This window comes from Acidobacteriota bacterium, from assembly GCA_040754075.1.
Classification (GTDB): Bacteria; Acidobacteriota; Blastocatellia; order UBA7656; family UBA7656; genus JBFMDH01.
Genome location: JBFMDH010000017.1, coordinates 23,041 through 48,984 on the forward strand (window position 1 = coordinate 23,041; position 25,944 = coordinate 48,984).

A 25,944-nucleotide genomic window follows, 5' to 3' on the forward strand; every position below is an offset into this window, starting at 1 on the left:
CGAGGCAATGTTAAGTGAAGCACGAGGCAGCGGTCAATGTGCGCGCCCAGAATCGCTTCGCGTAAAATGATTAAACCAGGCGAATCCGCTACTTCAAGCCCCTATGTCATCCTGACAGATGACATAAAAACCTGAAGAACATAAAAGGTTCACCCGGTAGTGAACCTTTTGTCATTTGTGATTATCAACGGCTTGGCAATGGTGAATTGCCTTCAGGGGCATCAGCTTTTCTTTTTGGCGATGCGATAGAGTTTCGACGCGGTGCGAATGATTAAACTGCCGCGCGCGATTGCCGGTGTCGCCATGCAAAACTCTTCCAATGAATTTTTGCCGATGACTTTGAATTCGTTGCCCGCTTGAATGACGAAGGTATCGCCGTCTTCGCTCAAGGCAAAAATCTTTCCGTTATAAGCCCACGGTGAAGAGGTGAAGGCAGTGGTAGCCGGGTCGATGCGTTGTTTGCCGTAAATCTCTTTGCCGGTTTTGGCATCGTGGGCGGTGAAAAAGCCCCGGTCATAGAGCGTGTAATAGTTATCGCCGTAAATGATTGGCGAGGGGTTGTAGGGCCCGGCTTGCGGTTGATACCAGGTGATGAATTGATTTGCAGTCTCGCCTTTTTTAAGCGAGATGTCACCGCTTGCGCCTGCGCGAATCGCATAAACCGGGCGATGCTGGTCGCCGACGTAACCTGATGCAATGTAAAGCAGTCCGAATTTTGAAAACGGCGTCGGGATGGCAATCGACGACATACCGGAAAATTCCCAGAGCACTTTACCGTTCAAATCATAAGCGCGCACGCGGTCAGTGCCGGAAGTGACGAGTTCGGTGCGCTGCTCATTTTCCCAGATGTAAGGCGTCGCCCAGTTGGTGCCTTCCTGTCTTGCGGCTCGCCAGATTTCTTCACCGGTCTTTTTGTTCAAGGCAACGATGAACGATTGTTCGTCGTTGTCGTTGACGATGTAGACGCGGTCTTTGTAAACCACCGGCGAAGCCGCCGTGCCCCAGCCGTAACGGGTTTTAAAAGCGCCGAATTTTTTCGACCACAACGGTTTGCCTTTCATATCGAAAACAAAAAGCCCGACGTTGCCGAAATAGGCATAGACACGTTCGCCGTCGGTCACAGGGGTTTCCGACGCATAAGAATTTTTCAAGTGGCGCGATTGTTTGGCTTCGGGGATGGCTTTAAAAACTTCGCGTTCCCATTTGATTTTGCCGGTGTTGAAATCCACAGCGTAAACCGCCCAGCGATGTTCGGCTTTCGACGCCGGGCGTTCGCCGCCGAAATAAAGCCCTTTTTTCGGCTTCTCTTCATCGCTTGCCGAAATCACCGAAGTTAAGAATATCGAATCGCCAAACACCACAGGCGAACTCCATCCGGTTCCCGATATATCAGTTTTCCAGACGACGTTTTCCGTCGCGCTCCATTTATCGGGCAGATTCGGGTCATCGGTTGCCACCCCAAGCGAACCCGCGCCGCGAAACTGCGTCCAGTTGGTTTGAGCAAAAACCGGATTGATAAAAAGCAAAATCAACAACATCGCCAAATGAGTTTTTATATGCATCTTCTTGTCCCTTTAATTGTTAATTTGGAAATCAAACGGTGGTTCTCTTTCAAATCGAAAAACGCTTTAAAAGAAAGCATAAGTTGTCTCAAGCAATTTGCCGGGTGTTGATTCAATTAACCCGTGTACGGACTCAGATAAATCGCTTCATCGTAATCAACGATGGCAAGTCGCACCAGTCGAAGCCATCCTTGCCTACCTAAAAGATTGCGCGGCAAATTTTCAAATTCGGAAAAATAGACAATAGTTTGGAAACTGAGTCCCAGCGTTTCCAATGTGACTTCGTGCCCATAAGCCAGCATACTGCCCGCAATCGTCGTGAGCGATAAAGGAATGCCGGATTCAATATCAATTCCCAAATCTTCACCGGCGTCTCGCGTATAAAGACAAACTTGCGCGCCGGTATCTATCTTTGCATCAACGGAAACAAAATGTCGACCAAGCCGCAAAGCCGTTGGTATAGTGATTCCACTCTCCAGAGATTTATAAACGTAACGCTCAGCAAATGTGAGTTGAAATGGCATACAGATTCAAAACCTGAAAAGGATTACCACAACACAAATGGCGGCGCATCGGGCGGTTCGACAAAAATCATCAATGCATCAGGAACCCCTTTTTGTCGCGCTGTTTCAATGACTTCTTTGAACTTTTTGCCATGTGCAAGCAAATTATCATCATCCAACGCTACCCATTGATGCAAATATTCCTGACGGTGCGCTCGTAACCACTCGTATTCTTTGGTGCGGTCTTTGGGAGGCGCAGTGTAGCCGAGAAATCGCGGCACTGGAAGTTTATTGGGCGTCGGTTCTGAAGTTGCTTGTTCCAGCCGCTGCAATTTTTCGTCCACCACTTGACGCAATTGACGCAAGCTTTCCTGATTCAAGGCATCAATCTCAGCAATAACTTTTTCGAGCGTCACTTCAGACATAACCATTCTCCTGGTCGCTATCATAGCGTATCGCTCAATTGATTGCGATAACTTGCGCGCCTTATCTGGCTACACGTTTGCCGATGCAATAAAGGTGCTGCGTGGTGCGAATGAAAATCTGCCCGTCGGAAATTGCCAGCGTACTCAGACAATAATCTTTCAAATCGTTTTCAGCGAGCACTTCAAATTTATCACCGGCTTTTAACACGACGGTGAGTCCGTCTTCATTGGTGATGTAAATTTTGCCGTCCGCCAAGATAGGCGAGGCGCTGTAGGTCGCGGGTTTAATGCGTTCAGGTCCCCAGATGACTTTTCCGGTTTTCGCATCCAGACACCAGGTGACGCCCCGGTCATCGAACGAATAAAAATATTTTCCATCGGTCACCGGCGTCGGCACATCGGGTCCTCTATCAAATGACCAGAGCTTATGCGAAGCGGTAATATCGCCGCGCCCTCCGGCTTTAATCGCGACTACAGGCTTGACGCGACTCGGTGAATAGACGATGCCATCTGCAACCACAGGCGACGCGACGATGCGATAAAACGGATGGTTTTCGGGATTGAGACCATTGACGCGCCACAACTCTTTGCCGGTCGCCAGGTCGTGCCCGGTTACACAATCGCCGCCGGTGATGACGATTTCTTTGGTGTTGCCGTATTTCAGAAGCGCCGGTGTCGCATAGGAATCGGGCGATTCCTGTATGGCTTGCGTAGGACGTTCAACCCGCCACAAAGTCTTGCCGGTTTTTTTATCAATGCGAAGGATGTATGACGGGTCATCGGTTCGCATGCCGTGAAGCACCTGCACATAAAGCGAATCTTCATGGAGAAGCGGCGATGAAGCATAACCCCAGTTCAAGCCGAAATGTCCGTAATCTTTTTGAATATCGCGCGCCCAAGTTTCCGCGCCTTTGAAATCAAAAGCTTTTAAAACGCCGGTGCCGGTCATCACCCAGACGTTTTGCCCATCGGTGACAGGACTGGGCGATGACATATTCTGTTTGCGCATTTTGACATTGCCGGTGCCTAAAAGTTTCCTCCAAAGCGTTTCGCCTTTGGCGCGATTTAAACACCAGAGGTAGAGGCTATCGCCATCAGCGATGTTTAAAAAAATCAATTCACCCCAGATAATCGGCGTTGACCCGCTCAAGGCAGGCATCGGCACTTTCCAGGTAAGGTTTTCGGTTTCGCTCCAGGTGGTCGGCAGATTCTTTTCGCTGCTCGTGCCGTTTAAATTGGGTCCGCGCCATTGCGCCCAATTTTCGGCAAACGAAATATTCAGACAAAACAAAAGGATGAATCCCGCAATGAAAATTCGTTGGGTCACGATTTACCTCCCTGTAGTGTGTGTTTAGGAAATGTAAAACTAACCGCAAAAACGCCAGGAACGCAAAGCCAAATCGAAATTCGCTCATAGACCGACTATCAGAGCGCACACACCTGAACGCCCGCGCTGATGGTCAATCGGTTGACAGCTTTTATTCAAAACTCCAAAGCGCCAGTGAGTTCTGGTCTTTAATCAACACCTGCTTGCCGATTATTGCGGGATGCGCCCACGTCGGACTATCGGCGACGGTGTATTTCTTGAGTATCTGATACTGTTTTTCAGAAGCATTGGCAACCGTGAGTTCCGCGCCGTCGTCGAGCAGAAATAGCCATGACCCGGCAGCGACGATTGCCGCATTGTCGCCTTCGCGTCCTGCGCTTGTCCAAAGGGTTTTGCCAGTCCTCGCATCAAGGCAAAAGTATTGCCCTTTTTTCTTGTGCGACATGCCGTAAAGATAATCGCCTCGCAGTACAGGCGAATTCATGTACATCGCCACCTCTTTATTTTCCCAGACAGTTTCGGGCTTGAATTTCCCATCGCTTTTTGTGAGGCGAACTGCAAATGTGCCTTTGTCGATGCCGGAAAAAATCAACGTGTCTTTATAGGCGACGGGAGTGACGATGTTTTGCAAATACGCTGTGGTAAATGGTATCTGCCAGAGCAATTCGCCATTCGCCGGGTTGACGCCGATGATGTTGACTTGTGACTGCGTAACCAGTTGCCGCGTGCCGCCGAGTTCAACGACAATCGGCGAAGCGTAAGCGGGACCATCGCCCATCCAGCGCCATTTCACCTCGCCGGTCTCGGCATCAAATGCCGTGAGCGCGCCGCTATTCAAGCCGCCGACATGCGCAATCACTAACCCCTTATCCACGATGGGCGACATAGCGACGCCGAAATCGGGTGAGGTGGTTTTAAATTCTTTGGAAAATTCCTTGCGCCATCGGCGCGCGCCAGTCGTCGCGTCGTAGCAGGACAGCACCCCGTTGATGCCGAAAGTATAAAGCTTGCCGTTGGCGATAACCGGAGTTGATTTCGGTCCCTTGCCGTGGGTGACGGCAGCGGGATTCATCTTGTAATCCACCGCATAGCTGTCTTTCCAGATTGGTTTGCCGCTTGCCAAATCATAAGCGGCAACGGTTTCGAGTTCGCCCACTCGCGTGAACGTAAAAATGCGCTTGCCGACAACCACAGGCGATGCATGCCCGATACCGATTTCGATTTTCCATTGGCGTTGCAATTGTTCCGGCAAGCTTTTGGGTTGAACAAAACCGTTGGCAATGCCATCACGACCCGCGCCGCGCCATTGCGCCCAATCTTGCGCAAGAGTTGATTGAGTGATGAAGAAAGTAGTTAAAGCAACGAAAAAAACTGGGCGAAAAAGGTTTCTTTTAAGCATGAAAATTTGAACTCCCAATAATTACTGGCTGGTGATTATCATTAAAAATCATTCATATGAAAATTTATTCCCGTTTTTATTCGGCGCGCAAAGAGGCAAGCAACGGCAACCTGAAGGAGAATACTGAATCCTCTCACTTCTTAGAGGGCGGGTGTTCGCCAAGGGCTTTCAAGGCGCGACGCAAGTTGACGACTTCCGGGCGATTCAGATGCAAAGCATCAACCGTCGCTCTGCCGGTAGCCGTTCGTCCGATGATGAACAGCGAATCATCACTCCATTGAAAATGTCTCGACCATTGCTGCCGACGCGGATGAAACAGCGAAACCGAGCGTCGGGTTTGCGCATCGGGTGCCTCAGTTTTCGCATATTTATGTCCATTACAAGCCGCACAGGCAAACGCCAGATTTTCTATTGAATCATCTTCGCTGAACACACGCGGCAAAATATGTTCGCAAACAAAAGGCGCGCAAGCATAGTCAGCCGGATGGCGGCAATATTCGCAACGATTGCCAGCCCGTTGGCGAACCATCCGTCGCACGGCGCGCGAGATGGCTTTAGCTGTCATAGGAATTTTTCCAACCGATTTTTCGCTTCACCGCGCTGACCGGTTGTTTGTGCCGTTGAACCAATTCCGCTAAGGCGGCGACGCGCTTTGCCGCTATTTCTTCCGCCTGACGGGCGAGGCGTTGATATTCGGTTAATTCTTTTTCGGTGAGCTTGCCGCGCTCACTTTTATCGGTGAGCCGTTGCAACCGACGTTTATCGGCAGGCGAAAGTGAAAGCCGGGTCGCTTTTATTAATTCAGCTTCGGATTTCTTCGCCTCTTTATTTTGCCAATCGGCAAAGCGGTTTTTGAACTCACGCAATTCGGAAGGAGATAATCGCTTAATGACCGCCAGTAAGTTTTCTACAGTCATCGGCGAGGCTGGTGTTGTAGACATAGACGATTTCCTTTCCACCTTTCCATTTTATGCAATGAGGTCACACCGGCAAAATGATTTATTCGGCGCGCAAAGAAGCAAGCAAGGGCAACCTGAGCGCCGCCCGCGTAGCAAAAACCGATGCCAGCAAACCAGTCGCTAAAACCGCAAGCAACAACAGCGCCAGCGACACGGTCGGCAAATGTCCGCCACGCGCCAGAAACGCCGGGGCGATGGCAAGTAGCGCACACGCGGTTCCGGTCACCAGTCCGCAAATTAACAGCAGCGCGTTTTCGGCAATCACCATCAGTGAAAAATGCCTGGCGTTGTAACCGATGGCTTTTAGTAGTGCCAGCTCTTTGCGCCGCTCTAAAACATTTCTCAAGAGCACGGTCGCAAGCCCCAGCGTGCCAAGCAACAGTCCCAATGCGCCGAGGGTTTGAAACGTAGAGATATAGGTGTTTTCGACGCGATGAAAACTCGCCAGACGTTCTGCCGTAGACATCACATCAAACCCATAATCGGATAATTTTTCTTCAAGCGCCGCAGTGACTGCGGTTTGATTCTGCGACTCGACATCAAGCAGGAAAAATCCATATCCGCCTTCGTTAATAAAGGCGTTTAAAAAATTTTTCTCGCTCATCAGAAATTCGCTTTGAAAGAGGCTGTCAGAGAGCGCCGCAACAATTTTTAATCTGAGCGCCGCTTTGCCGGTTTGTTCGAGCAAAAATTCATCGCCCAACTTCAAATGCAGAACATAGGTGAGCGAATTGGCATCAACAATAACCGGAATCACCGATTGCGGACTTTCCAATTGCGGATTGCGGATTGTGGATTGCGGATTGACGCTGCTGGTTGATGATTGCGATTGGTTTTTTGAATTTGATTCTGAAAAATCTTTGTTGAGCAATAACCAGGGATTCGCTTTTTCTTCTGCGGTTTGTGCCAGTGAATCCTGAAAGGTGAAGCGATTGCTTTGAATGAAATCGTCGGTTGCGCCGAGAATGCGCGGGTTGTGCGGTTGATAGAGGTTTAAACAACTGGTATCTTCGCCGCGCCTCAGTCGAAAGCGCGTAAACGCGACCATATCGGGCGAAAACCGGCTGTCGGCGGTGATGTTCAATTCTTCGCGTCCATCAACGGTTGCCGGGTCATAATGCAAATTCAAAAGCGTTTCGGCAAGCAAGGGAAATCCTCCGGTTCCCGATTTTTTATCAAACGCATTGGCGCTTACGTCGCGTCTGAACGCATCAACCGCGACGATAATGAACGCCGCCGAAGCAATGAGCGCGATACACAGGACGCTGCGTCCGGCACGATACGTCGCATTGCGAAATCCCATCGCCGATACGGCGCGAAAACCTTTGCCCTTGAGTAGCGATTTGTTTTCGCTGCGCAACCACACCGATTGCCAACCAAGCAAGGCAACCAAAAGCGAAATCCCCGCCCCGAAAAATCCCGCAACCTGCCCGATACGATTGGTTGCTGCCATCGCCAGCAGCGCAAAGCCCAGTATGGCAAAAATGATTGCCGCAACTCGGGCAGAAAACAGTCGCCCGATGGCAAAGCCCTGACGTTTGTTTTTTTCACCAACGACCGGCGACTGATCGCCGACCACCACGCCGGATAGCAAAGCGCGCGGCGCGGCACGTTTAAGCGCGCGCAACGTCCACCAGATACACAGAAGCGCCGCAATCACGCCGCCGAGGCTTCCGAAAATCAGCGATATTGGACTAATGTGCAATCGCAAAAGCGTGGTGCCGACCGCGCCGACCCAAAACGTTTTCAGCCCAACCATCAACAACCAGGCAAAGATGATTGCTGCAACAATGCCGATGAGACTGCCAAGCGCCGCGAGCATCACGCCTTCGATTAAAAACAGGTTGCGAACTTTGCTATTGGAAAAACCGATGGCGCGCAGCAAGCCGATTTCTCTGACGCGCTGTTCAATACCGAGTTTGAAAAACAGGCTTGCAAGCATCAATGCTGAAACCACCAGAAAGAAACTGAAATAGATAAAGTATTCGCCGAAATCGGTCGCGCCCTGCGATGCTTTTAACCCTTGCGCTTTCACATCGAATACCACCAAACCCGCTGCCACAGGGTCTAGCGCATCGCGCAATCGGGTTTTGAAGTTTGCAAGCGAACTTTGCAAATCGCTTTTATCTTCGGGGTAAATTCTCATTGAAGTCGCCCGACCATAACGGGTTTGCCAGAGCCTTTGCCCGACCGGCAATTCGATAAAAGCTTTCGGCGTGGTGCGATATTGTTTCCAGTAGGCATCGTCTTTCGGACGCACACGTTTGAGGTCTACGGGAAACGGCGGGTCCCAATCCGAAAGACTTGCGGTATCACTGATACCCGGATAATCGGGAACCAGATTGCGGTCGGCTGCCGCGCCTGCAATTGAAGTCACACCTGCCAGTCGAAAATTGGCGCGCGCGGTTTCCAATTTCCCGTCTTCTTGCCAAACATAATATTCAAGGGTGATTACATCTCCGACCCGGGCATGCAAATCACTTGCTGCCCAGTCATTCAGAATAATCGGCGGGCTTTGCGCAGTCACTGTGCCTTGCGCGGCACGAGGATTCGCATATCCTGATTCCGCATTGCCTGTCGCGTTTTGCGGCGCAGTTTGAGTTGAATGGCTTGCATCATTTTTCGCGGATGTATTGCGTGAAACCGGGTTGGATTTGGTCAATGTCGCAAGCCGCGTTTCATCAAACGCTGTGACCAGTGAATAAGGAATTGCATGGCTTTCGGTGCTGATAGTATTTGCCAGATAACTCAACACCGGCTCGGCTTTCGCGCCGGAACTTGCGGCAACGGTCTTTACTTCATCGGCAATCGTGTCGTTAATGATGGCGCTGTCGCTTTCAAGTTGAATACAACTTTGGTCTTCGAGCACGCGCAATTTCAATCCTAAATCTTCGAGCGCGAATTGCTCTTTTAAAATTTTCGCAAGCGTTGCAACCTTTCCCGACTCCCGACTCCCGACTCCTGATTCCTGACTTCCTTGAATCAGTAAGGCATTGGCTTTGCCCTGCATCTCCAAATCTTTTTGCAGGCGACGCAGGGAAACAAAAATTGCGCGCACCTGACCTTGTTGCGGGCGCAGTGAAAAACTGCCAAGCATGGATTCGCTCAATGCTTCGCGCATTGAGAGGCGAATGGTGCGACCTAAATCATCTTTCTTGCCGTGCAAAGACCCCGCCGGAATTGCCGAAGGTTTTTCAATGCGCAGCAGTATCGAATCATTGGCGTTGCTTCCAAGTTCAGCGGCAAGCGCCTCGCTCATAAGCAATTCGCGGTCTTCGATTGGGTGAGCGGTTTTGCCGTGAAATTGCCAGAAGCGTTCATCAATGCCATAGACCTGCACCTGCGAGGCGCTCTGTTTGCTTTTTTCGTGCGTTACATATCCGTTCAAAGTAATGACCGGACAGGCGGCTTTGAAATTGGCGCTGAATTGATTATTCGCCTGTAAATCGGCGGCAAGCGGTTCGCGAAAAAAGCTTGTCGAAGAAATGATGTAATCGGTATTGCCAAGCCTTGATAAAAATAATTCGCGAAGGCTGGCGCGCACCGAATCGCCGACGAGCAAGGCTCCGGCAAGCACCGCCACGGCAGTCGCTACACCTGAGATGACCGCGAGATTGGTGCGCCAAAAATGCAGGAGGTTTTGTTTAATCAGCCTGGAGGTTTTCATAATGAACTGCATTGACTGGTGTCGCAAATTTATTGCGCTTGTTTGACGAAGCGCATATTGCGTATGCGTCCCGAACCGATAATCAATCCGTTAATGCGTTTTTGCGCGTCGCGTGTAAAGCGAAGGGTTCCCAGTTGAATGTTGATGAACGCATCTTTGAATGCTGTCATAAACGACGCAGCCGGATATTTTTTGCGTTTCAAAAACAGCTTGCCATCCTGGATTTCGATTCTGTAAGTCGCGTCCAACTCATCGCTATAAAACGCCCCGGCATACTCTTTCAACTCGTCGGCAGTCGGATTCATCGCCTCCATTTGTGTAAATAGAATCGGCTTTCTGCCTTCGATATTGACAATCATTTGGAGTCTGCCATCCGCACCCGGTTCAAATCGCACCTCGGCGGGTTGCACTTTCATCTGAAAACGGTTTTCGGAAAGCGCAATGAGTTCGCTGCTTGTGCCGCCCGCGAAATAGAGCTTGCCATTCGAGAGCGTCACTTTGGCGAAATCTTCGGCAGACGGGTTCCAGTACGCGCCTATTTTCAGTTTCAACTGCTCTTCGGTAAGCGTCACCCCCTTAATTTCCGCAACGGGTTTCGCCGCCTCCGGTTTCAGAAGGTCAGCAAGATAAACATCGGCGACCTGTCGCGCCAGCATACCGGGATTGGTGCTGGCGAGATTGCAAAGACAGGCGACAGAAAATTTCTGTTCGGGAAACCGCATCAGGTGCGAGCGATAACCGGCATCGGCTCCCGAATGCTCGACGATTTTCAAACCTTTATAATTGCCAACTGCCAGTCCATGTGTGTAAGGGAATTTATCGCCGTTATTGAGCGTCGTGGTGGTTTGCATTTGCGTAATCACGTCGTTTCCACCGACTTGATAGTCGTAAAAATTTTGATCCCATTTGACGAGGTCTTCGATGGTGGTAAGCAAACTGCTCGCGCCCACAGTATCGTAATTCGGCACATTGAATTTGAATGTATTATTGGCGGCAGGCACATAACCGTATGCCTGATTTTTAACAATCACTGCATGGTCATCACGAAAGAAAGTGTTGTTCATGCCAAGCGATTTGAAAATATTTTCAGCGGCGAATTCGCGCAGGGATTTGCCGCTCACGCGCTTAACGATAATCGCCAGCAAGGTGTACCCGGTATTGCAATAAAGAAACTGGTCGCCGGGTTTGAAGTTCAAATCTTTCTGTCGCGATACGAGTTCGAGAATGTCTTCGTCGCGCACTACGTCTTCGGAAAGTCGCCAGCCCGCCATCACCAACAAACTCCACTGGTCGCGCAGTCCGCTGGTGTGATGCAGTAAATGGCGAATGGTGATTTTGTGCCCAAAATCCGGCAATTCCGTAATATATTTTTTCACTTCATCATCAAGCGACAGTTTGCCTTGTTTGGCGAGCAGGTGAATCGCCATCGCAGTAAATTGTTTGGAAACCGAGGCGACGTGAAAAACTGAGGCAGAGGTGATTGGAATGTCATGGTCGAGGTCTGCCATTCCATAACCGCGTTTGTAAATCAACTGCCCGTCTTTGATGACGCCAAGCGCGCAACCGGGCGAGGTCGGCTTATCCCAATTCGCGAAAATTTTATCAACCTTAGCGGCGAGCGTTTCAGCCTGATGGTTTTGCGCGAACGTTGAAAATGGCAATAGAACGATGCCCGATAGCATGACAACAAGTTCTAATAAAGGGAATCGGTGATGGGATAATTTCATCGTGCAGTCTCCTTGAAATTAAAGAAGCAATCGCTGATTAAATTTGTTTAAGGTGATGGTCGCACATTTCAAAGCGTTTCGGAAAACGCGCCGCGAGTTCGGCGTTGTGAGTAACCACCACGAGAATAGTCTGTTGTTTCCGGTGCAGTTCAAATAAAAGTCCGGCGACCGCTTCGGCGGAGTTGTGGTCGAGGTTGCCGGTCGGTTCATCGCACAAAAGCATCGTTGGTTGCATAATCAAGGCGCGGGCAATCGCTACACGTTGTTTTTCGCCGCCCGATAGTTCCGCCGGTCGATGGGTGAGTCGCTCGGTGAGTCCTACCTGCGCAAGCAAAGTTTTGGCGCGCGCCGTAAAATCTTCACCTTTTTCGGCAATCAGCGTCGGCGTCAGCACATTTTCCAAGACGGTGAGTTGCGGCAACAGACAATGGTCTTGAAAGACAAAGCCGATTTGTTGGTTGCGAAAGGTCGCGAGTTGCGCTTCATCAAGCGCGAAGGGATTTTGCCCATCGAGTGTGACACTCCCATTGGTTGGCGTATCGAGCGCGCCGAGAATGTAAAGCAGTGTGCTTTTGCCGCTGCCCGAAGGACCCATAATCGAAACCGCGTCGCCGCGTTCAATTTTTAAGCTGATGTCTTCAAGCACCGGAAGCGTGCCGTTGGGTGTTGGGTAGGTTTTGGTTAAGTTGGTAATTTCGAGCAATCAGAGAACCTCTTTTTCACCACTTGAGGAAGAAGAGAGAAAATGAGAAAGAGAGAATTTCATTCGACTCCTAAAAACATCCTGAAATTCTAAAAATTGAGTTCACGGAAATGCTTGAAATCCGTTTGGTCTCCCTTTCTCCCTCTCTCCCCTTCTCCCCTTCTTCTTCACCTGTGGTTATTTTTAATCACTTTAACTTCATTGATTGATTAATCCTGTATAAACTTCGACGGCGCGTTCGGTCATGCGTTCGACGCTGTAATGTTTACGCACGCCCGCGTGTCCGTTGCGGCTGAGTTCTTCCGCCAACGCTCTATCCTGCCAGATGGCAAACAATCCGTCTGCTAAATTTTTAGCATCACCGGGTTCGACCAGGATACCGCCGGAAGTTTTCGCGATGATTTCAGGAAATGCGCCGTGTCGCGGTTGCACAACCGGAATGCCTGATGCCATCGCTTCAAATAAAAACAAGCCTTTCGGTTCATGATAAGGCGTCGGCACCGAAAGCACATCGAGCGTATGCAGAAAATCGATTTTGCCCTGCCGGTCGAGCGAACCGCGATAGGTGAATTCATTGCTAAAGCCCCAATCGCTTACCTGCTGTTTAATTTTATTGAAATAATCGTGATTTTCAGCGCCGAGGTATCCGGCAACTTCCAGACGCATCTTCGGCGCGTCCCGGCGTTCACGCAAAAATTTGTAAGCTTCGGTTAAAACGTGCAGCCCTTTTTCGGGTGCAATGCGCGCAAAGTAGCCGACCGTAAAAATGTCCGCGTGGTTTTCGCGCTCTCGGCGCGAGTAGCCTTCGAGATTGATGCCAAGCGGCACGAGGTGAATTTTTTCCGGCGGAATGCGCAGATAATCTGCCATAAACTCCGCGTAGTAATTGCTCACCGCGATGAAGGCATCGACGTATTCGATATTGTCACGCACCAGATTCATGGCGGTTTGGCGGTAAGCGTCTTGCAGTCCGTCTAAAAATAAATCTTCGCCTTGCAGGGTGCAGACAATCGGTTTTTTAAGGGCTTCGCGCAGAGGTCGCGCAAGTCCGATGAGCAAGGCGTTCGGCAGATTGATGAGGTCAATGTCGGGTTCGGTCCTAAGCCAGTGAATGAGTTTATGAATCTCTTTGCGCTGAAAACCGTCTTCGCCTTTAAGGGTCGAGATGGTCATTTCGCCGAGCAGTTTGGGGTCAACGGCGATTGAGCGTTTCGCTGCCATTTTCAAAGCGAATTTTGAATCCCAGAGTTTGTCCAGTAGCCATGGGGTTTTGCGAAACAGGGCGGAGTGTTGTTCAAGGTAAACACTGATGCCGCCGAAAAAGACCTTTTCCTGCGAAACATTCACTTCATCGGTAAGCGTCGGCGTGTAGATAGGCACAAGCATTACGTCGTGCCCCTGGCGTTTCATTTCCGCAGCCAGCGCATTATCGCGCAAACAACTGCCGCAATACATACCCGCTGCCCCAGCCGTGATGTAAATCAGTTTCATCGTCGTTTTTGAATAGTAACCAGAAAAAGATTTGAAAGAAAGTTCGACCGGGTTTGTAGGAAAAATCTAAGCAGACTTAATTATCCAGGGGAATTCCAGTTTTACCAAATGATTGCTGCACCACCTTGTCTTCCGCCAGCAGCCAGGTCAGCAGAATAGATTATTTGGTTAGGATATTCAGGGCGGCTACTCAATGTAATAGCTAATGAAGTTGTACGAGCATCTTTTGGATACTTATCCCAACCGTTTTCTGTTTGCGTGTAGATTACGTTACAGCCATCTGGTTGATATAGGCGGGTTATTTCCATCGGAGGCGGCTGCCGATACATAATGATGAGCGCACGACTAAATTTTCCAAATTTGTTTCCGTGAACACCCTGACTTCTGAAGTGCAATTGACCTGTCAGTCCTTGGCTTTTGAGATATTGCATCTCTTCATCGGTTAGTTTGCAAGATGCACACTGATCAAAAACTGCTGGCAGTTCAATCATTCTAAGAGGTTCGGAATCTATTTCTAATTTATAAAAAACGACTTCTAGGTTTTGTGATGAGGTGGTTACATTAGCTACCAAAATGGAAGATATAACTACAATTAAAAACGAAAGAGTTGTTGTACGTACTAATCGTGTCATGAATTCCTCCATTGCCTATTTAAGCCCTTGCGCGTTGAAATGCCCGCCGCGCATAGAGGTGTTCAAAGAGATTGCCTTCGTGCGGTTGATCCCAACCGATTTGCCAGGTCGGAATCGCGCCGATGTTTAAACGGTCAACCAAGCGCGAAGTAATCAAACGCTCGATTAACGATTCATCCCGCGTGATTGCCGTTAGCACCAATGTCTGCCCCAGGCGTTCGGGAATTTCGTCTTGACTCACGGTCACGACACTTGCATAGGGGAAGAGGAATTCTTTATTCGCCAAAGTGTGTTCAGGCGAATTGCACAGCACCACGGTCGGCAGCAAGTAGGTACAGCCATTCAAATGCGCGATGCGTTCGCCGTTGCGATAAGCGGCGGTCAAATCCTGCGCGCCTTCTTCCATTAATCCGCCATCAACCATCGCCGAAATGCGTTCACCAACCGCGCCATCGGCAAACGGCGCGATTTGCGCGTTGTCATCATCGGCAGCCAGCGGCATCACTTGAGCGAAACGTTCAGCCAAGGCTTGAGCGATTTTATCTGCGTGACGCGGCACCCAGACGCCCGAGGCATTGATGCACGAACGCCCGCCGTTTTCCAAAATCGAAGAAGCAATCACATCAATATATTTTTCCCATTCGTCTATACAATCTTCGCCGATGACAACTTTGCTGTAACCGGGCCCGTGCAATTCAATGCGCGGGTCGTTTTTGAATTTGCCGACCGCCGCGACATCGCCGAACATCATGCCGCGCCCGCTCATTCTTAAAATATCCGCCGCACCCGCGTGCGATGTCGGATAAAAATAAAATGCTTCACGCGAAATACCCGCTTTGATGAAGGCTTGAATGATGCGATAAGGCGACCACGGTTCAGCCGCGCCGGGTTTTAAAACCAGCGCCGTTTTGAGGGCAATCGCCGGAATCCACAATGAATGTACGCCGGGCGAATTGCTCGGCAAGACGACGCCAAGCGTATCGCCGCGCGGGTAAAAACCGACCGCGTGACCTTCGTGAGCGCCAAACCCCGAATCGAGAATCTGCAAATCAAGTCCCCGTGTCAGCCCGTCAATAACGCTGCGCATCTGGGCGAGCGCGTTATAAATCTTGCGCATATTTTTGCGCACCATCACAAACGGCATGCCGGTGGTTGCCGATAACTGCTCGACATAATCCTGCGGCGATTGCTCGCCGTCACCAAGCGGCAAGCTATCGTTTAAAAAATATTCCGCAGCCTGCCTGGAAATCGCGAGTAACTCTTCGGTAGAAAATTTCGTCAGCGCCAGGCGGCTTTGGTGTTGGGTGAGCAGATCGCGGCGAATCAGACCGCCGTTGGCTTGCGAAATTTCCACAAAGGGTTCGCGGGTCTGATGATGCGGAGTCGTCGAAACGTCAACGCTTTTATAAGGATTGCCTTTTCTGAGAATGGGTATGTGTATCATAAATTTGTCGCTCGCATAAAGGTTTTAGCTGACCGGGTCGTCGTTTTCAATCTCTGAAAAAATTTTTCTAATTAAATCGGCGGAAATGGTTAAAAAATCATATGCGGTGACGATGCCAACCAGTTGACCGTCTTCAACGATTGGCAAACAGCCGACGCGATGTTCGCGCATCAGTTCCATCGCTTCGATAATCGAGGTGTCGGGGGTTGCGGTGAGCGGCTCCGATTTCATAATCTCTTTCACTTTAATCGGCTCGGATTTTTTATCGGTCGTGCGATGATAGAGCATCTTGAGCAAATCTCTATGCGACACCAGACCGATCAAATGTCCTTCATTGTCTTCAACCGGAATGTGACGAATGTGCCGCCAATCCATCACCGATGCCGCGAGGTCAATCAAATCATCGGGTCTTAGAGTAAACAAATCCGTCGTCATAAATTGACTGAGGGTGCGAAAACTATTCGCCCAATCGCGAAAGCCCGACAGTTTGGCGAGTTCCCAAGTGTGCACCGGGTTATTCAGCTTTTGTTCTTTGAGCATGGTTGCCACCAGTGCCTGATGCCTTTGTTCGCGCGTACCCTGTTCGTGCATCGCCGCAAGCGAACGCAATATCCAGAGCGAGCCGTTCTGGTCGCGCCTGACGCGCTCTTCGATGGTGCCAAGATAACGGTCGCGGTCTTCCACCGGCACGGCGGCTTTTTCCAGCCCTTGATGCGCCAGCGGCAAGAGATGGTCGAGAACGAGTTCCGGCGCGGGAATCCGGCGACCGTTCACCCAACTGAATTGCGCATTCAATCCGTGCCGCGCCGCCGCATAAAAATTCTCTTTCGCATCATCGAACGACATGATTTGCCGGACGTCACCATATTCATCCGGGAGCGCGTTCATCAGTCCCAGAAAAAACGCAGCGTTTGCTATTTCATCGAGCATCGTTGGACCCGACGGAATGACGCGGTTTTCAATCCGCAGATGCGCTTTGCCGTCGAGTATGCCGTAACAAGGGCGATTCCAACGCCAGACCGTGCCATTATGTAAACGCAACGCCGAAAGCTCCGGGAGTTTGCCGCGTTCAAGCGCGCCCAGCGGGTCTTCTTCTATATGCTTGGTCAAAATCACACGGTAGCGCGCCACCTGTTCGCGAAAAATTTCCAGAATCGAATGCGCCAACCACTGATTGCCAAAGGTGACGCGCGCCGGATAGCCGCGCACATAGCGCGCGCTTGAGCGTTCATCAACCGAATGTTGAAAGAGCGCGATTCGCGTTTCGTGCCACAAACGATTGCCGAGCAATAGCGGCGAATTGGTTGAGACCGCCATCACCGGCGCGGTTATCGCCTGCGCCAGATTATAAAAGCCGACGAACTCTTGGGCGCTGACTTGCAAGTGAACCTGAAAGCTTGTGCAACAGGCTTCCAGCATGACGTTATCGTGGGTCAGGTGCAGGGCATCCAAACCTTTGATGTAAACATTAAAAGAGCCGCCGCGCAGCAGATTCACAGCGCGATTGAGTTCGGCGTATCGCGGATTGGGCGCAAGGTTTTCAAGGGACAAATCTGAATGACGAATGGTCGGTAAGATGCCGGTTAAAACAATATCGGCATCACAGGCTTGTGCGCCGCGTCTGGCAATGGCAACAACCTCTTCCAACTCGCGTTCCATCAATTGCAGACAGCGACCTTGAAAAAGTTGTGGCGAAAGATTGGCTTCGAGATTGAACCTGCCGATTTCCGTAGTAAGCCGCGGGTCTTTACCTTCAGCGAGAATCTCCATAGAGACCGGCGCAGGACGCATGGAATCATCCACCAGAAACATCTCCTGCTCGGCTCCGATTCTGCGCGCGCCGCTTTCAATCAACCCGCTTTCCAACATCTGTTCAAGCGCGGCAATATCGGCAAGCAACGATTGCATAAACCCGAGCGCCTGCCGGTCATCATGTTCGAGAGCAATATCATGTTCCCCCATAAACATCCCCTAATGATTCGTTCAAATGACTGCTGATTTCACGGGGGATATCTCAATTTTGAAAAGCTGCTTTAACGCCTGAAAAAAAGCCTTCTTGCACACCCGCTTCTAATGAGTCGAGGAATTTTTATCGAGCCAGGCAATGAGGTCAGCTTTGGTTTTGAAATCCAATAACTCATCGCTCATTTTTTCAAGCTGTTTTGAAGAAAGACTTTCTATTTGACGATGGATTTTAGGCGACAACCTGCCAAGCTTACGAGTCAGCAATCGCAAAACGATATTTTGTTCGCCTTGAACCAAACCTCGCTTCACGCCCTTTTGTAAAATGTCCTGATAAACCGATGATTCTTCCAACATATCGCTCTCCTTCAAAATCCCATAAACGATATTTTTATTGTACCGCAATCCCGCCAACACTTGAGAAAAAGTCAGCGTCTCGCGTCGTTGTTGTGACGATTTTAACATACCAATCCGGCTCGCCAATTCGCTCAATAAACTTTCGCCGGATTCGGTTCGGCATAACGCCGCCAAAGGAAGCAAGCCGCCGAATTTCATTAAGGCTTTTGCGTCCTGTTCCCACATTCGCACCACCGTATAGGCATGATGCGTATGTTCATCGCGATATTCGTCAACCACTTTTTCGCCGGTCGCTTTCAAAACAATCAAAACTTGCCGGATGGGATTAGTAAGGTGCAAGCGTTTGAGACCAACGTAATAATCAAGCATCCTGAGCGGCAAAGGAATTTTACTTTGCGCAGTGGTTTGAAATTCAATATGAAAAATCTCGCCGGTTTTAGCTGACAAAATTACCGAATCGGCGCGAATTGGCTCACGACTCATTTCGGTTTTAATATTTTCACTTTGCCGCTGCGCACCCCGAAAAGCCACTGCACGAATTGCTCAGGATACCTTTCCGCAAGTTCTTTGCAGAGATTGTCGCTGGCTATCGGTTTGGATTCGGTATCCGGTTGCCCATCCAATTTCAATAAACTCCTTCAACCACTTTGGTCTGGAAGCGTGAGAAGGGGCGCACATTGCGAACTCCATCCCAGGGGTATTTTTCACAGGGCAACTCGCGTTCGGCTTCGTCACGTTCCAAAAATCGTGGCATGAAAAATTCTTTAGTAAGCGTCGTGAGCCGCACTCTTCCGGTCTTTCCGTATTCGACAACGCTATCGGTTTCATCCGGGTCAACGACTTCAATCATGGCGCGCGGCGACGGTGGATAATAGATAATCGCGTAATTGTCTGCCGGGTCGAAGGGTTTATGCGTCGCCAGTCCCATTAACGTATTGCCATAGGTCGGCGCAAAATAACCGCCTTCCATTAATTCTTCAACGGCAAAGCGATGAAATTGCGGGGTCATTTCCGTGCCACCACAAAATACGCCTCGGATACCGGCTTTCTTGAGCGAGATTTTTTCACATAATGCTTCAAGTAATTTAGGCGTCGTAAACAGACATTGAATGTTATCGTGGGCTTTGATTAACGTCAGCGCCTGATTGATCACATGGTCTTTGTAAGCCTGCGCGATTTCGGCTTCGCCCCACTTGAGCAGCTTGATAAAAAAGCGCGGGTCGAGGTCAATCATAAAACAGATGCCGCCGCGAAATTGCGCCAGATGTTCAATCGCCAGTCTCAGTCGTCGCGGACCCGATGGCCCAACCATCAACCAGTCCGCGCCTTTCGGAAAAAATTCATCGGGCAGGGTTTCACTGAAGAGTTCATAGTCAATGCGAAAATCATTGATGGCGATGCGCGATTTAGGAACGCCCGTTGACCCGCCGGTTTCAAATGTATAAATCGGTTTATCGGCATAGGCTTTCGGGACCCAGCGGCGCACGGGACCGCCGCGCAACCATTCATCCTGAAAATTGCCAAACAGATTCAGGTCATCATAGGTTTTGATGTCTTTACGCGGATCAAAATCCAAGGTCTTTGCCCGCTCTAACCAGAAAGGGCAGCCGGTTTCCGGGTTAAAATGCCACTGAACAACTTCGCGCACCCAGGCATCCAATCGCTCGCGTGCGCTCTTCATCTGTGCTTGCATATCGGTTTCCGTTCTTGATTTCAATTTCATTCTCTCTAATTGATAAAATGGCTGGCGAAAATTCGATTGTTGCCGCTCAGTAAGAAGGCTGTCAAGATAGACAAGGATTTAGTAAAAAGGATAGAAGATTTAGGGTTTAGGATTTAGCTAAACGCAGCCCTAAATCCGCTACCCTTGCAGGAGAAAAATGGCAAAAGCAGATTATCCGATTACTCAAGCTGTGCGTGTTTTGCGTGATAAGAAAATCACCTTCACGCCGCACCTTTATGATTATCAGGAAAAAGGCGGCACGCGGCGCTCTTCCGAAGAACTCGGCGTCGATGAACATACGGTTGTGAAAACTCTGGTGATGGAAGATGAAGCGCGGCGGGCGCTGATTGTCTTGATGCACGGCGACCGCGAAGTTTCGACCAAACAACTCGCCCGCCAGCTTGGCGTCAAAAGCATTCAACCTTGCGACCCGAACACCGCGCAAAAACACACGGGTTATTTAGTCGGCGGCACCAGTCCTTTTGGCACGCGCGCGAATTTGCCGGTCTATGTAGAGCGGACGGTTTTCGCTTTGCCGAAAATTTATATCAACGGCGGCAAACGCGGTTTTTTAGTTGAAATCAACCCCCAGGTGCTGCGCGAAGTGTTGCCGGTAACCGAAGTCGAAGTGGCGATTGCTCTTTGAAGGTTGATGGAATTTTCTCATTGCGCGTTGCAGAGCGTGCGGGCTTCGCTTACCCTGAGTATTTGCTGACCGGATGTCAGTAGCCCGACCCTGCTGCCAAAATATGCTCTAAAGGACAATTCATGATTGTAGATTTCAGTGAAATCAAACATTTGATACCGATGTACATTTTTAACGAATACGGACAACTCACGGGCAACTATGTTTATGGAAATAAAATTGTCTGCGAAGTCACCGACGGGCGCGTAAAAATCTGGCTCGACCGAGAGTCTTATGATGCCAAAGACCCTGAACGTTTAATCTGCGATTATGAAGAAGACGTGCTGCGCGGGTTGAAATAAGATTTGTAAAAAAGCAATTAAAATTTGTGAAGTAGCGAAACTCACATGACACCAGAAAAGAAAAAAGAGAAATTGGACTCACTGGCGCATCAGCTTTTCAAGGTTAGTAAAGAACTTGAAAAATTGATACCTGAACTTGCACTTGATAGCGACCAAGAAACTGCTCAATCAATTATTGAAGATTTATTTTGGGCAGTTGAAAATTGCACCACGATAGGACTTCATCAAATGGATAAGGCTCTTAATGATTCCTTGAGTAGTGTGAAATGATGCGAAGTATTATTCAGGTCGCGCCTGCGTTCTTGCAGGTTGTTTTTGCGTCAATTGCGGCGCGTATTTGTTCAGCAAACGATAAATCAATAACACCGCCAGCGCGACGCCGAACCATACAGGAATACGGACATCGGTTTTGACTTTCAAGTAGTAATGAATCACTCCGGCGACCGGCGCAAGATAAGCGAGTTTATGCAAACGATTCCAGTTTTTCCCGCCCAGACGCTTCACCCAACCCTGCGTTGAAGTAACGGCGAGCGGTATCATCAAAAAAAATCCGAGCATCCCAAAAGCGATGAACGGGCGTTTCACAACGTCTTCGGTGACCGCGCCGAGTTGAAAAGATTTGTCGAACCACACATAAGCCACAAGATGCAAAAAGCCATAAAAGAATGCGAAAAGCCCGGTCATTCTTCTGAGTTTTATCATCCACGGAAGCCCTAAAATTTTTCTAAGCGGCGTCACCAGCAAGGCGATTATCAAGAACACCAACGTCAAGGTTCCCGTCGTCCAGGTGAAAAATTCCAAAGGATTCGCGCCGAGCCGATGATAGTAGGCGTCATAACTCAGGAGTGCCAGCGGCACCAAAGCATTGACGAACACCAATAATTTGATAAAACCGATTTCTTCTTTCATAACGCTTCGCGTAGTTCTTAGTCAGTAGTCAGTAGCCCGTAGGTTTACGAAAGCGACCTACGGGCTACTGACTACTGACTACTGACTAAAAATTCTTCCGCAAATCCATGTCTGCGTAGAGGCTTGCGACCTGATCGCCGTAACCGTTGAATAAAATCGTATCGCGCCTGCCGAATTCCCCAATGCGACGTTCCGTCGCTTGTGACCAGCGCGGATGGTCTACGCCTGGGTTGACGTTAGAATAGAATCCATATTCGCGGGAGTTCGCTTCCTGCCACGTCGTCTTAGGTTGATTTTCAACCAGGCGAATTTTGACGATGGATTTGATGCTCTTGAATCCGTATTTCCACGGCACGACCAGACGGATCGGCGCGCCATTTTGCGGCAACAATTCTTTGCCGTAAAGCCCGGTTGAAAGAATCACGAGCGGATGCAACGCTTCATCCATTCTCAGTCCCTCGACATAGGGCCAATCCAATACATCGGTGCCGCGTTGATTGGGCATCTGTTTCGGGTCAACCACAGTGACGAACTCGACGAACCTGGCATTTGATAACGGTTCAACCTCTTTCAACAAACTCGCAAGCGGAAAACCAATCCACGGGATGACCATTGACCAGCCTTCGACACAACGCAAACGATAGACGCGCTCTTCCGGTTTCCAAAGCCGCGTGAGTTCATCAAGGTCATAAGTTTTCGGTTTGCGACAAAGCCCGGCGACTTCGACCGTCCACGGACGCGATATGAAATTTTTGGCGACCGATGCGACCCCTTGTTTGTTAGTCGTAAATTCGTAGAAGTTGTTGTAGTTGGTGATGTCTTCAAAGGAATTCAATTTTTCGCCCGGCAGGAGTCCCGCCGGTTGCGAAGTTGCTTCGACATTGGCAATCGGTTGAGCACTTGGCGTTACTTTGCTGTTTGAGGTGAGCGTGCGGTAGAGCCAACCGGTTCCCAAGGTGGTCGCGGCAAGCGCCGCGCCGCGAATAAAATTGCGGCGGTTCAACACCAGATTTTCGTCGGTAATCTCGCTTGATTTAAAGTCGTCTGCTTTTTTAATCAACATAACAACTGCCTTTTATTTTTCACCTGATGGCAATTTGCGGTCACAGACCGCTCCTTCAACATCGCTATGATTTATTTGCCGCTTCTTTGCATCAGCAAGTACGCGCCAGCGAGAATCGCAGATTTAAAGTTTTATCGAAGCTGCGCCCAGCACTTTGCGACTGTCACGTTCCTGAATGAAAGCGACAACTTTTAGATTATCGCGCTTCCAGTTTTTTTCAATGGCGATTGTGTGATTGAAGCTGAACGATTTTTCGTTGGCGTTCAGTTTGCCGATGACTTTCATCTGGCGCACCACAGCAGTGTGCGCGAGTTTGCGCCCCGAATTTTCGCCGCGCGACACACTTGAACTCAAATTGTTTTCCGCGATGGCAAGTAAAATTTCTGTCGTGTCGGTCGAGGTTCTGGGGGGCAAATTTTCAATTGTAATTTCGAGTTGGGCGTCTTTCGGATTTGAAGCAAGCAAAGCGATATTGACCGTCGCTTTCGATTGCCCGGCGGCTCTGGCGATTTCATCGCGGGCTTGGGCAACGCGGCTGCCGACAAATTCGCGTTGTCCGTCAACAATCATTTGCGGCGTATAAACCCGGTCGCCGCCAAATGACAATGAATAGGCTTCCTGTCTGCGGCTAAAAAACGGCGACGAATAGGGATCGTTCCAGCCGATATAATTCCAGTAATCGACGTGCTGGCTGAGGGCGATGACTTCGGCACCGGCGATGGGTTGCAATTGGTCTAATTGCATAAGCAGAGCATCGGCGGGCGGACAACTTGAACAGCCTTCCGAAGTGAATAATTCGACCAGCACCGGAACGCGCTTGCCATCGGCGACAGCAACCGTCTCTTTCAACATCGCTAAATCACGATTAAATTCGGCTTCGGCGCGCACTTTTGTATAATGGCGAACCAGCGAAAAGCCCATCAGCAACATCGCGCACATGGTTAAAAACAGCGTTATTCTTAATTTCATCAACAACCTCTCGTCATTTCAGTTTCAACATATCAATAAAATGCTCAGGCGGGAAATTTTATTCCCACGCCTTTGATTCTCGTTGGATACAGAAAATTTGAACCGCCAAACCGCGAAATCCGCCAAAATTAAAATCTTTGCAAAAATTTTCCCGGCGAATTTGGCGACCTGGCGGTTAGAAAATTTTTTATTGAAACGGGCATCGTTTCATTGCAAGCGATTATCAAGCTTGGAGTCGCGCAAAGTGACCTGTTAAAATTTCGCATTTCAATTTTTATATCATAAACAACAGGTATCAGCGTGATGACACATAACAGTGGTTCTTTATTTGCAGCATACTTAAATTCACACAATGAAGAAAAATGGCGAGAAGTAATTGAATCGCTTCTGCCGGCGATTCACGTGGTCGATAAAGCAGCAACCCAAATCTGGTTTTATTTCTATCCGCTCTCACTGCATCAGGCTCTTGAACAAGCCCAAGACTGTGAAGCCTTGGCGAAACGATTGTTGCTCAAAGGCAAGTATTCTTTAAAAGAGCAGATTGATTCGTCACACACCTTTTTGTACGGGCATCGTTACTGGTCGCAGGTCAAATCCGCCGTCGCGCAATTTGCCACTTCAAACACCGCGCCGAAAAGTCTGGAACTCGCGGCGCAAATCAAAGATGTTGCCTTGGAAGTCGGAAAGCAGATTGGCGTGGATGCCTCATTACTTGTCGGTATCACGGCGGTCGCGTTTATGACCTTGCAACAGGTTGGCATTGCCGCATTCAAAGCTGCGCCCGGTACGCTGCACATCAGCAAAAAGGCGGCGCACAAAACGCCCGAACAGGTTTTAGCAAATCGCGCCAAAGACGAAGGGCAGGGACTGTTGGGGTTCCTGCGTGGCTATCGCAAAATTTTCAAAGTCACCTTTGATGAAAACGACGATGAAGCGCATTTCCCAATCATTAACACGCAGCAAATCACCACCGCCGCTGCCGAAGACAAACGCGATTATTACCCCAAAGATTCGCGTTGCGTAACCGGCGAAGGGGCGATTCCGATTGAATGCCGGTCGGGGGCTTGCGGCACCTGTTGGGTTGGCATCCTTGGCGGCATTGAAAATACCAGCGATATTGCCGGGCTTGAATACCGCAAGATGCCCGATTTCGGCTATATCCTGAGCGAAGAAGACAAGCCGCTCATTCGCCTGGCTTGTCAAACACAGGTCACGGGTCCGGTATCAATTGTGATTCCCCCGTGGAGTGGCGTCTTCGGAAAATTTATTCGCGCTTTAAAAGATGAAGATAACGAACAGAGTAATGTGAGTTACTAGGATACGGGATTCAGGATACAGGAATCAGGGGAGAAGAAACGATGAAAGCGGAATGTTAAACGATGAATAATTGCAAAACGCTTTTTGTTCATCGTTCATCGTTCCTACTTCATACTTTCTTTTCCCTGTATCCTAACCAGAGGAATTATGAAAACTCTATTGAATGAAGTTGAAGTTCGCGTTCTTGGTTGTCTGGTTGAAAAACAGATTACTTTGCCCGATTACTACCCGCTGTCACTTAATGCGCTTATCAACGCCTGCAATCAGAAATCGAGTCGCAACCCGGTGGTTGCTTACGATGAGCAGACGGTGATGCGCGCCCTCGATAGTTTGCGCGATAAAGGTTTGGCGTGGGTATTTCGCGGCGCAGACAGTCGGGTTCCGAAATATGGTCATGTCTTTGAGAAAAGTTTTGAGTTGAACCAGGAAGAGATTGCGGTGCTTTGTGTATTGATGCTTCGCGGCGCGCAAACGCCCGGCGAAATTCGCACGCGCTGCAATCCGCTGTGGAATTTCGACAGCCTTGATGAAGTCGAAGCCGCTTTGCAACGTTTGCTTGAACGCGATACCGGCGCGTTGGTCGTCAAATTGCCGCGCCAGGCGGGAACCAAAGAAGCCCGGTTTATGCATTTGCTCGCGGGGGAAGTCAAGGTGGATTATGAAGAAGCGCCGCCTGCGCGCGAAGCCAGCGCGCCGCGCACTCGCATTGATGAAGAGCGCATCATTCAACTTGAAACGCAAGTGGCAACTTTAAACCAGGAGCTTTCCGATTTACGCCAGCAATTTTTAGATTTTAAAAAACAGTTTGAATAGTCTAG

25 protein-coding genes are annotated in these 25,944 nt (G+C 49.6%); 5 read left to right on the forward strand and 20 right to left on the reverse strand.

Features of this window, described 5'->3' with window-relative positions:
* Positions 1 to 221 precede the first annotated feature (221 nt).
* The 17 genes from AB1757_18135 to AB1757_18215 all read right to left on the reverse strand — a co-directional run bounded on the left by AB1757_18135 (position 222) and on the right by AB1757_18215 (position 19,851).
* Positions 222 to 1,562, reverse strand: coding sequence for a PQQ-binding-like beta-propeller repeat protein (locus AB1757_18135; GenBank protein MEW6128963.1), 1,341 nt, complete (start codon positions 1,560 to 1,562; stop codon positions 222 to 224).
* Positions 1,563 to 1,678: 116 nt separating this feature from the next.
* A complete protein-coding gene (locus AB1757_18140; protein MEW6128964.1) occupies positions 1,679 to 2,086 on the reverse strand; it encodes a hypothetical protein in 408 nt (135 codons plus the stop codon).
* A gap of 23 nt (positions 2,087 to 2,109) precedes the next feature.
* Positions 2,110 to 2,490: a DUF5678 domain-containing protein gene (locus AB1757_18145; GenBank protein ID MEW6128965.1), complete on the reverse strand. Its 381-nt coding sequence runs from the start codon at positions 2,488 to 2,490 to the stop codon at positions 2,110 to 2,112.
* A gap of 61 nt (positions 2,491 to 2,551) precedes the next feature.
* On the reverse strand, positions 2,552 to 3,817 hold the full coding sequence (locus AB1757_18150; GenBank protein ID MEW6128966.1) for a PQQ-binding-like beta-propeller repeat protein: 1,266 nt from the start codon (positions 3,815 to 3,817) through the stop codon (positions 2,552 to 2,554).
* Positions 3,818 to 3,968: 151 nt separating this feature from the next.
* The gene (locus AB1757_18155) at positions 3,969 to 5,216 is read right to left on the reverse strand and encodes a PQQ-binding-like beta-propeller repeat protein (GenBank protein MEW6128967.1); all 1,248 of its coding nucleotides are present in this window, start codon (positions 5,214 to 5,216) and stop codon (positions 3,969 to 3,971) included.
* A gap of 133 nt (positions 5,217 to 5,349) precedes the next feature.
* Entirely contained in the window at positions 5,350 to 5,781 is a 432-nt protein-coding gene (locus AB1757_18160) for an HNH endonuclease (protein MEW6128968.1), read from the reverse strand.
* Positions 5,771 to 6,157: a hypothetical protein gene (locus AB1757_18165; protein MEW6128969.1), complete on the reverse strand. Its 387-nt coding sequence runs from the start codon at positions 6,155 to 6,157 to the stop codon at positions 5,771 to 5,773. Before AB1757_18165 ends, AB1757_18160 begins: the two co-directional genes overlap by 11 nt.
* 58 nt (positions 6,158 to 6,215) lie before the next feature.
* Positions 6,216 to 9,842, reverse strand: coding sequence for an FtsX-like permease family protein (locus AB1757_18170; GenBank protein ID MEW6128970.1), 3,627 nt, complete (start codon positions 9,840 to 9,842; stop codon positions 6,216 to 6,218).
* 29 nt (positions 9,843 to 9,871) lie between these two features.
* Positions 9,872 to 11,569 carry a serine hydrolase domain-containing protein gene (locus tag AB1757_18175; GenBank protein MEW6128971.1) on the reverse strand — a complete coding sequence of 566 codons (1,698 nt, stop codon included), beginning with the start codon at positions 11,567 to 11,569 and terminating at the stop codon, positions 9,872 to 9,874.
* Positions 11,570 to 11,606: 37 nt separating this feature from the next.
* The gene (locus tag AB1757_18180; protein MEW6128972.1) at positions 11,607 to 12,272 is read right to left on the reverse strand and encodes an ABC transporter ATP-binding protein; all 666 of its coding nucleotides are present in this window, start codon (positions 12,270 to 12,272) and stop codon (positions 11,607 to 11,609) included.
* A gap of 198 nt (positions 12,273 to 12,470) precedes the next feature.
* Entirely contained in the window at positions 12,471 to 13,763 is a 1,293-nt protein-coding gene (locus AB1757_18185) for a glycosyltransferase family 4 protein (GenBank protein MEW6128973.1), read from the reverse strand.
* A 101-nt stretch (positions 13,764 to 13,864) separates the two neighbouring features.
* On the reverse strand, positions 13,865 to 14,395 hold the full coding sequence (locus AB1757_18190) for a hypothetical protein (GenBank protein MEW6128974.1): 531 nt from the start codon (positions 14,393 to 14,395) through the stop codon (positions 13,865 to 13,867).
* A 19-nt stretch (positions 14,396 to 14,414) separates the two neighbouring features.
* Positions 14,415 to 15,839: an aldehyde dehydrogenase family protein gene (locus tag AB1757_18195; protein ID MEW6128975.1), complete on the reverse strand. Its 1,425-nt coding sequence runs from the start codon at positions 15,837 to 15,839 to the stop codon at positions 14,415 to 14,417.
* Positions 15,840 to 15,863: 24 nt separating this feature from the next.
* The gene (locus AB1757_18200) at positions 15,864 to 17,801 is read right to left on the reverse strand and encodes a CBS domain-containing protein (GenBank protein MEW6128976.1); all 1,938 of its coding nucleotides are present in this window, start codon (positions 17,799 to 17,801) and stop codon (positions 15,864 to 15,866) included.
* Positions 17,802 to 17,909: 108 nt separating this feature from the next.
* A complete protein-coding gene (locus AB1757_18205; protein ID MEW6128977.1) occupies positions 17,910 to 18,641 on the reverse strand; it encodes a DUF4351 domain-containing protein in 732 nt (243 codons plus the stop codon).
* The gene (locus tag AB1757_18210) at positions 18,638 to 18,781 is read right to left on the reverse strand and encodes a hypothetical protein (protein ID MEW6128978.1); all 144 of its coding nucleotides are present in this window, start codon (positions 18,779 to 18,781) and stop codon (positions 18,638 to 18,640) included. Before AB1757_18210 ends, AB1757_18205 begins: the two co-directional genes overlap by 4 nt.
* A 2-nt stretch (positions 18,782 to 18,783) precedes the next feature.
* Positions 18,784 to 19,851: a hypothetical protein gene (locus AB1757_18215; protein ID MEW6128979.1), complete on the reverse strand. Its 1,068-nt coding sequence runs from the start codon at positions 19,849 to 19,851 to the stop codon at positions 18,784 to 18,786.
* 187 nt (positions 19,852 to 20,038) lie between these two features.
* Here AB1757_18215 and ybaK point away from each other — a divergent pair, with 187 nt between their 5' ends.
* The 3 genes from ybaK to AB1757_18230 all read left to right on the forward strand — a co-directional run bounded on the left by ybaK (position 20,039) and on the right by AB1757_18230 (position 21,138).
* A complete protein-coding gene (gene ybaK / locus AB1757_18220; GenBank protein MEW6128980.1) occupies positions 20,039 to 20,527 on the forward strand; it encodes a Cys-tRNA(Pro) deacylase in 489 nt (162 codons plus the stop codon).
* Between the two features lie 122 nt (positions 20,528 to 20,649).
* Entirely contained in the window at positions 20,650 to 20,868 is a 219-nt protein-coding gene (locus tag AB1757_18225; GenBank protein MEW6128981.1) for a hypothetical protein, read from the forward strand.
* A gap of 45 nt (positions 20,869 to 20,913) precedes the next feature.
* Positions 20,914 to 21,138: a hypothetical protein gene (locus AB1757_18230; GenBank protein MEW6128982.1), complete on the forward strand. Its 225-nt coding sequence runs from the start codon at positions 20,914 to 20,916 to the stop codon at positions 21,136 to 21,138.
* A gap of 9 nt (positions 21,139 to 21,147) precedes the next feature.
* On the opposite strand, the gene AB1757_18235 is transcribed toward AB1757_18230, so the two are convergent.
* The 3 genes from AB1757_18235 to AB1757_18245 all read right to left on the reverse strand — a co-directional run bounded on the left by AB1757_18235 (position 21,148) and on the right by AB1757_18245 (position 23,809).
* A complete protein-coding gene (locus AB1757_18235) occupies positions 21,148 to 21,777 on the reverse strand; it encodes a protein-methionine-sulfoxide reductase heme-binding subunit MsrQ (GenBank protein ID MEW6128983.1) in 630 nt (209 codons plus the stop codon).
* Positions 21,778 to 21,862: 85 nt separating this feature from the next.
* Positions 21,863 to 22,840, reverse strand: a complete 978-nt coding sequence (msrP, locus tag AB1757_18240; GenBank protein ID MEW6128984.1) for a protein-methionine-sulfoxide reductase catalytic subunit MsrP — start codon at positions 22,838 to 22,840, stop codon at positions 21,863 to 21,865.
* A 123-nt stretch (positions 22,841 to 22,963) separates the two neighbouring features.
* Positions 22,964 to 23,809, reverse strand: a complete 846-nt coding sequence (locus AB1757_18245) for a DUF1223 domain-containing protein (protein MEW6128985.1) — start codon at positions 23,807 to 23,809, stop codon at positions 22,964 to 22,966.
* Positions 23,810 to 24,112: 303 nt separating this feature from the next.
* Between AB1757_18245 and AB1757_18250 the strand changes: the two genes are divergently transcribed.
* Positions 24,113 to 25,126 (forward strand): 2Fe-2S iron-sulfur cluster-binding protein, encoded by a 1,014-nt coding sequence (locus AB1757_18250; protein MEW6128986.1) that lies wholly within the window; start codon positions 24,113 to 24,115, stop codon positions 25,124 to 25,126.
* A 147-nt stretch (positions 25,127 to 25,273) separates the two neighbouring features.
* Positions 25,274 to 25,939: a YceH family protein gene (locus AB1757_18255; protein ID MEW6128987.1), complete on the forward strand. Its 666-nt coding sequence runs from the start codon at positions 25,274 to 25,276 to the stop codon at positions 25,937 to 25,939.
* Positions 25,940 to 25,944 lie beyond the last annotated feature (5 nt).